This is a genomic window from Mesorhizobium sp. M7A.F.Ca.CA.001.08.2.1, assembly GCF_003998455.1.
In the GTDB taxonomy this organism is placed as follows: domain Bacteria; phylum Pseudomonadota; class Alphaproteobacteria; order Rhizobiales; family Rhizobiaceae; genus Mesorhizobium; species Mesorhizobium ciceri.
Genome location: NZ_RZPW01000383.1, coordinates 1 through 5,882 on the forward strand (window position 1 = coordinate 1; position 5,882 = coordinate 5,882).

General features: G+C 64.3%; 5 protein-coding genes. 4 read left to right on the top strand and 1 reads right to left on the bottom strand.

Annotated features, from left to right (window positions below; all coding sequences use genetic code 11):
• Window positions 1-650, bottom strand: a 650-nt coding sequence (locus tag EN914_RS21335; protein ID WP_127389241.1) for a sugar-binding transcriptional regulator, incomplete at its 3' end; no start/stop codon positions are given.
• Window positions 651-908: 258 nt separating this feature from the next.
• On the opposite strand from EN914_RS21335, the gene EN914_RS21340 reads away from it, so the two are divergent.
• From EN914_RS21340 to EN914_RS21355, 4 genes are all read left to right on the top strand, one after another.
• Window positions 909-1,895 carry an ABC transporter substrate-binding protein gene (locus tag EN914_RS21340; RefSeq protein ID WP_024503709.1) on the top strand — a complete coding sequence of 329 codons (987 nt, stop codon included), beginning with the start codon at window positions 909-911 and terminating at the stop codon, window positions 1,893-1,895.
• 92 nt (window positions 1,896-1,987) lie between these two features.
• The gene (locus EN914_RS21345) at window positions 1,988-3,691 is read left to right on the top strand and encodes an iron ABC transporter permease (RefSeq protein WP_024503710.1); all 1,704 of its coding nucleotides are present in this window, start codon (window positions 1,988-1,990) and stop codon (window positions 3,689-3,691) included.
• Window positions 3,679-4,755 (top strand): ABC transporter ATP-binding protein, encoded by a 1,077-nt coding sequence (locus EN914_RS21350; RefSeq protein ID WP_024503711.1) that lies wholly within the window; start codon window positions 3,679-3,681, stop codon window positions 4,753-4,755. The genes EN914_RS21345 and EN914_RS21350 overlap by 13 nt, the downstream gene beginning before the upstream one ends.
• Before the next feature lie 2 nt (window positions 4,756-4,757).
• The coding region (locus EN914_RS21355) for an MBL fold metallo-hydrolase (RefSeq protein WP_127389242.1) at window positions 4,758-5,882 on the top strand (1,125 nt) is incomplete at its 3' end.

Sequence of the window (5,882 nt, forward strand, 5' to 3'; positions counted from 1 at the left end):
ACGGTGAGCAGGGCGATGTCGGCGGCGGCCGCGCGTTGGCGCACATCCTGCAGGGTCGGCTGTGCCCAGAGGAGATCGCGCAGCGAGGGATTGTCGACCGTGACCGGCGCGGTGATCTGGTAGCTGTCGACCTCGAAGACATCGGCGACCTTGGCAGCAACTATCGATGGATTGATCCATTGCGAGTGCGGCAGGCTGCCGACGAGCGCCACCACACAGGCATGCTTTAACTGCCGGCGGGCAAGGAAGCCGAGGCTGGCATGCAGGGTCGCGCCGCCACCGATGGCCAGTGTCATGCCGTCCTGCATCTGCTCGCCGAGATAGGCCGCGACGGCATGGCCGATGGCCTTCTCCAGATGGTCATGCGCCGAAGGCGTCGGGATGACGACGGCAGCATTCAGACCCCAGCGCTTTTCCAGCTCCCGCTCGAGCGCCACCTGCCCGGCGGTCGGCGCGTTGATCATGGTGACGACAATGCCCTCGGCGGTGCAGGAGGCCAGCGTACGCATGACCTTCACCCTGGAGACATCGAGCTTTTCGGCGATCTGTTCCTGGGTGAAACCTTCGACATAGTAGAGCCATGCCGTCTTGACGGTAAGGTCCGACGAGACCATCGGCAGGCGAGCCTGTCTTGGTTTTTCTGTGGTCATCGGTTCCTGTCCCTCATGAGCCGTGGCCTGACCGGTGCTCATCAAGGAAATACCGGCCGGATGTCAACTGATGCCGGATCTGCGGCGTGTCGATTGTCGCACATTTCTGTTCATTTGTAATTGACATCATACATATGAACATATTTTGTGGGTTTCACGCGCTGTGTCATCCACCAGTCATATGCGCCGTGCAGGGAGGAAGAGACGGGGAGCCGGCCAGAGCCGGACCGGTCATGCACAGAAAGACAGGAGGTCTCATTGAAGACGCACTTCATCAAGCTGCTGGCCAGCCAGCTGGCACTCGCGGCAACTTTGTTTGCCGGCGTGGCAAACGCCGAAACACTGACGCTCTACACGTCCCAGCCGGAAGCCGACGCGGCCAAGACCGTGGATGCCTTCAAGAAGGCGCAGCCGGGTATCGATGTGAATATCTATCGCTCCGGAACGAGCGACATCCTGACCAAGATGGCGGCCGAGTTTGCCGCCGGCAGCCCGCAGCCCGACGTGCTTCTGATCGCCGATGCGGTCTCGATGGAGCTGTTGAAGAAGGACGACCGGCTACTGCCCTATCCCGAGGCAAAGCTCGATGGCATCGAAGCGGATGCCTATGACGCCGACAAGACCTATTTCGGCAGCAAGCTGATCACCACCGGCATCGTTTACAACACCGCTGCGACCGAGAAGCCGCAGCATTGGGCCGATCTTGCCAAGCCCGCCTATGCCGATGGCCTGGTCATGCCGAGCCCGCTCTATTCGGGTGCCGCCGCCTACCTGCTTTCGGGCTTCGTCGGCGACGCCAATTATGGCTGGGATTTCTTCCAGAAGCTGAAGACCAACAACACCGTCAGCGTGCGCGGCAATGGTGCGGTGCTGAAGTCGGTGGCATCGGGCGAAAAGCCCTATGGCATCCTGGTCGACTTCATGGCGATGAACGCCAAGAAGAAGGGTTCCCCGGTCGAGTTCGTGTTCCCCTCGGAAGGTGTGCCGGCAGTGACCGAACCGGTCGCCATCATGAAGACCGCCAGGAATGTCGACGGCGCCAAGAAGTTCGTCGACTTCATTCTTTCCGATGACGGCCAGAAGCTTGCGCTTTCGATGGGCTATCTGCCGGCGCGCGCCTCGGTCGGCCGCCCCGAATGGCTGCCGGAAGGCGTCAAGGTCAAGGTGATGCCGTTCGACACCAAGGCAATCGTCGCCAAAACCGACGCCGACAAGGCGAAGTTCTCGGAACTGTTCGGCGGCTGAGCCGGCAATCCAGTCAGGGGTGCCGTCCCAGCGGTAGCCCTGACGGGCAAAACCCCGATCGCCTCGGCTGATCGACCCCAGGAAACGCAATCATGTCAACACGGATCAGGGAAAGCCGGGGCCAGGAAATGGTCCTGACGGCGGCGGTAGCCATCGTCATCGTCCTGCTTTCCGTGCTGCCGATGCTGCGCCTGATCAAGGAGATCGTGGCGCCCGGCGGCACGCTGTCGACCGTCGCGATAAAGGCGGGGCTCACCAGTCCGGCGACCTGGATCGCCACCTGGCACACGCTGGTCGTCGGGATCGGCGGCACCCTGCTTGCGGTGCTGTCTGGAACGCTGGTGGCCGTCCTCGTCACCCTGACCGATATCCGCGCTCGCAGCGCCATGGTGCTCTGTTACGTCATGCCCTTGCTGATCGCGCCGCAGGTGACGGCGCTGGCCTGGCTGCAATTGTTCGGCCCGGCAAGCCCGTTCCTCAAGCTGTTCGGGGCGGCACCGCCGCTCGGTACGAGGAACCCGCTCTATTCGACATCGGGCATAATCCTGCTGCTCGGCGTGCAGTATGGGCCGCTGGTTTTCCTGTTGGTGCGCGCCGGGCTGCGCAAGCTGCCGCGCGAGCTGGTCGAAGCCGCGCGGGCGGGCGGCGCCGGCTGGTTCACCGTGCTGGTCACCATCGTGCTGCCCTTGATGACGCCGTCGATCATGGCGGCCGCTGCTCTCGCCTTCGTCTCATGCGTCGGCAATTTCGGCATTCCGGCCTTTCTCGGCATTCCCGCCAACTATCTCGTGCTGCCGACGCTGATTTATCAGAAGCTGGCCGGCGGCGGCCCCGCCGTGCTCGGCGAAACCGCGTTCCTGTCGGTGCTGATCGGCATTATCGCCATGGCGGGCATCCTTGCCCAGGAGATCATGAGCCGCCGCCGCGACTATCGCATCAGTTCCACGTCGCTTTCGGCCGAGCCCTATGAGCTCGGCCGCTGGCGGCCCGCCGTGCAGGCCGGCATGTGGCTGCTGATCATCGTGGTGCTGGTCCTGCCGCTGTTCGGGCTGGTTCTGACATCGCTGGTGCCGGGCTACGGCATTGCGCTCACCGCCAAGACGGCGACGCTCGACAATTATCGCTTCGTGCTGTTCGAGCATGATGCCGCCAGTAGGGCTTTCTTCAACAGCTTCTGGCTGTCGATCGCGGCGGCCTTCTTCGCGGTTCTGGTCGCCGTGCCGATCGGCTATCTGATCGCCTGGGGCAAGCAGCGCTGGGTGCGGCTGCTCAATCTGTCGGTCGAACTGCCCTATGCTTTGCCCGGCGTGGTGCTGGCGATCGCCTCGCTGCTCATGTTCCTGCGGCCGATCCCGCTGACCGGCATCCAGCTCTACAACACCGTCTGGATCATCCTCTACGCCTATCTCGCCCGCTTCCTGGTGCTGGCGCTGCGGCCAACCATCAGCGGCTATCACCAGATCGACCGGGCGCTGGAGGAGGCGGCGCAAGTGGCCGGCGCCGGGCTGTTCACGCGCATGCGCACGATCATCTTTCCGCTGGTGGCACCGGCGGCGATCGCCGGCGGGCTACTGATCTTCATGACGGCGCTCAGCGAACTCACCGTCTCGGCGCTGCTGTGGTCGTCCGGGTCGGAGACGATCGGTGTCGTGATGTTTTCCTTCGAGCAGGGCGGCGATTCCAACTATGCGGCGGCGATGTCCGTCATCACTGTGGCGGTCACTTTCCTGTTGATGCTGGTGACCAATCTGCTTGCCCCCTACCTTCCGACCGGAGTGCTGCCATGGCGCGATTGAGCCTGGACAATGTGACCAAGAGCTTCGCCAATTTCGATGCCGTCAAGGACGTATCGATCGATGTCGGCGACGGCGAGTTCCTGGCAGTGCTCGGGCCGTCCGGCTGCGGCAAGACCACGCTGCTGCGGCTCGTTGCCGGATTCGAGAAGGTGACGTCAGGCGAGATCCGTATCGGCAGCGAGGTCGTGTCGGGCAAGGGCGGCAGCGTCGCGCCGGAAAAGCGGCGCGTCGGCATCGTCTTCCAGAACTACGCGCTGTGGCCGCACATGACGGTCGCCGAAAACATCGGCTATTCGCTGAAGGTGGCGAAGCTCGACAAGGCCGTCGCGCGCCAGAAGGTTGAAGACGCACTCGCCCTGGTCAATCTGCAAGGGCTGGGCGAGCGTCGGCCGGCCAATCTGTCTGGTGGCCAACGCCAGCGCGTGGCATTGGCGCGCTGCCTTGTCGCCGCGCCCTCGTTGGTTCTGTTCGACGAGCCGCTGGCCAATCTCGACGTGCATCTGAGGGCTTCGATGGAGGACGAGTTCGCGTCCTTCCACAAGCGCACCGGCACGACGATCGTCTACATCACCCATGACCAGGCCGAGGCGATGGCGCTGGCCGATCGGATCGCGGTGATGGATGGCGGGCGTCTTGCCCAGCTGGCGACGCCACGCGAACTCTATCATGAGCCGGCAAATGAAATGGTGGCTTCCTTCATTTCGCAGGGCATTTTGCTGCCTGCGGATGTGTTGAGCGCGGAAGAAAGAGGGCACTGCAAGGTCCGCGTTCTCGGCGCTGAACTGATTGTCCGCTGCCGGCCAGGCGAGCGGCCGCGAACCGGGGCAAAGGTCTGCTGCCGGTCGGCCGATCTCGACGTGTCGCCGGATGGCCCCGGCTTCGATGGTCTGGTCAAGCGGGTGATCTACCAGGGTGGCTCGGCGCGCATCGAATTCACGCCTTCGACCAATCCCGACCTCACCTTGCATTTCGAACAGCCCGATCCGGTCGCGCTGGAGAGCGGAGCCCAGGCACGCCTGCGGATACGCTCCGGCTGGCTGATCCCGGCGGCGGGGGCGGCATAGTGATGATGCTCGACCTGCTCGGCGGCTTTGGCGAAAAGGGCCGCACCAGCCTTGCTGTCAGCAGCGGCAAGGATCGCATCCTGCTCGACGTCGGCATCAAGGTCGGCGCCTCGGGGGCGGACTACTATCCGGCGCTGGATGGTTCGGTTGCCGACATCGATGCGCTGTTCGTCTCGCATGCGCATGAGGATCATATCGGCGCGCTGAGCTGGCTGCTGTCGCGCGGTTATGCCGGTCCGATCTTCATGACCGCCGAGACCCGCGACGAGGCGCCTGCCACGCTCGCGGGCTATGCTGAGCCCGAGGATTTCAGGCGGTTTCCTTTTCCCGAAGACCCCGTCGAATTGTTCGAGCCGGGCGACACGCTGGACAGCGGCAACCTCACGATCCGGACGGGACGCTCCGGGCATGTCGTGGGCGGCGTCTGGTTTGCCGTGGAGGATGGCGAGAGCCGCGTCGCCTATTCCGCCGATGTGGTGCCGGACAGCAATGTCTTCGTCATGGACACGATCCCGCACTGCGACCTGCTTGTCCTCGATGCCTCCTACGGCGCCGATCCGGTGCCGGGGGCGGCGCGTGCGCGCGAAATCTCGCAATGGGTTGCGAGGCATTCGGGCGGGTGTCTTTTGCCGACGCCGCTCTCGGGTCGGTCGCTGGAGCTGATCGCGGCCTTGCCAGGGCCGTTCGCCATCCATGCCGGCATGCGCTCGTCCCTGGAAGCGCAGATCGGCGCCACGGCAGCCCTGTTGCCGGGCGTTTCAACGTTGCTGCGCCGCCGCCTGCAAGACGCAGCCGACTGGACCGATGCCGATCCCCTGCCGTCCATGCCGCTGCTGGCGGATGACGGCATGGGTGAAGCCGGCCCATCGTCGCGCCTCTTGCCGCGTGCCGACCATTCCGGTTTTCCGGTGCTGCTTACCGGGCATCTGCCGTCAGGTTCGCCGGGCGATCTGTTGCACAAGGCCGGCCGGGCGGACTGGGTACGCATGCCGACCCATCCGACGCTGTCGGGCAATGTCGATATCTGGGAGAAGGCCGGCCGTCCCGCGGCACTCGGCCATTCCTGCACGCCGGATCTTCTCGGCGACCTGCAAACCCACATCCCGTCGCTGCGCACGCAATGCCGC

Coding starts and splice junctions, on each gene's coding strand:
- EN914_RS21350 (WP_024503711.1), top strand. CDS start 3,679: ATGGCGCGATTGAGCCTGGACAATGTGACCAAGAGCTTCGCCAATTTC.
- EN914_RS21345 (WP_024503710.1), top strand. CDS start 1,988: ATGTCAACACGGATCAGGGAAAGCCGGGGCCAGGAAATGGTCCTGACG.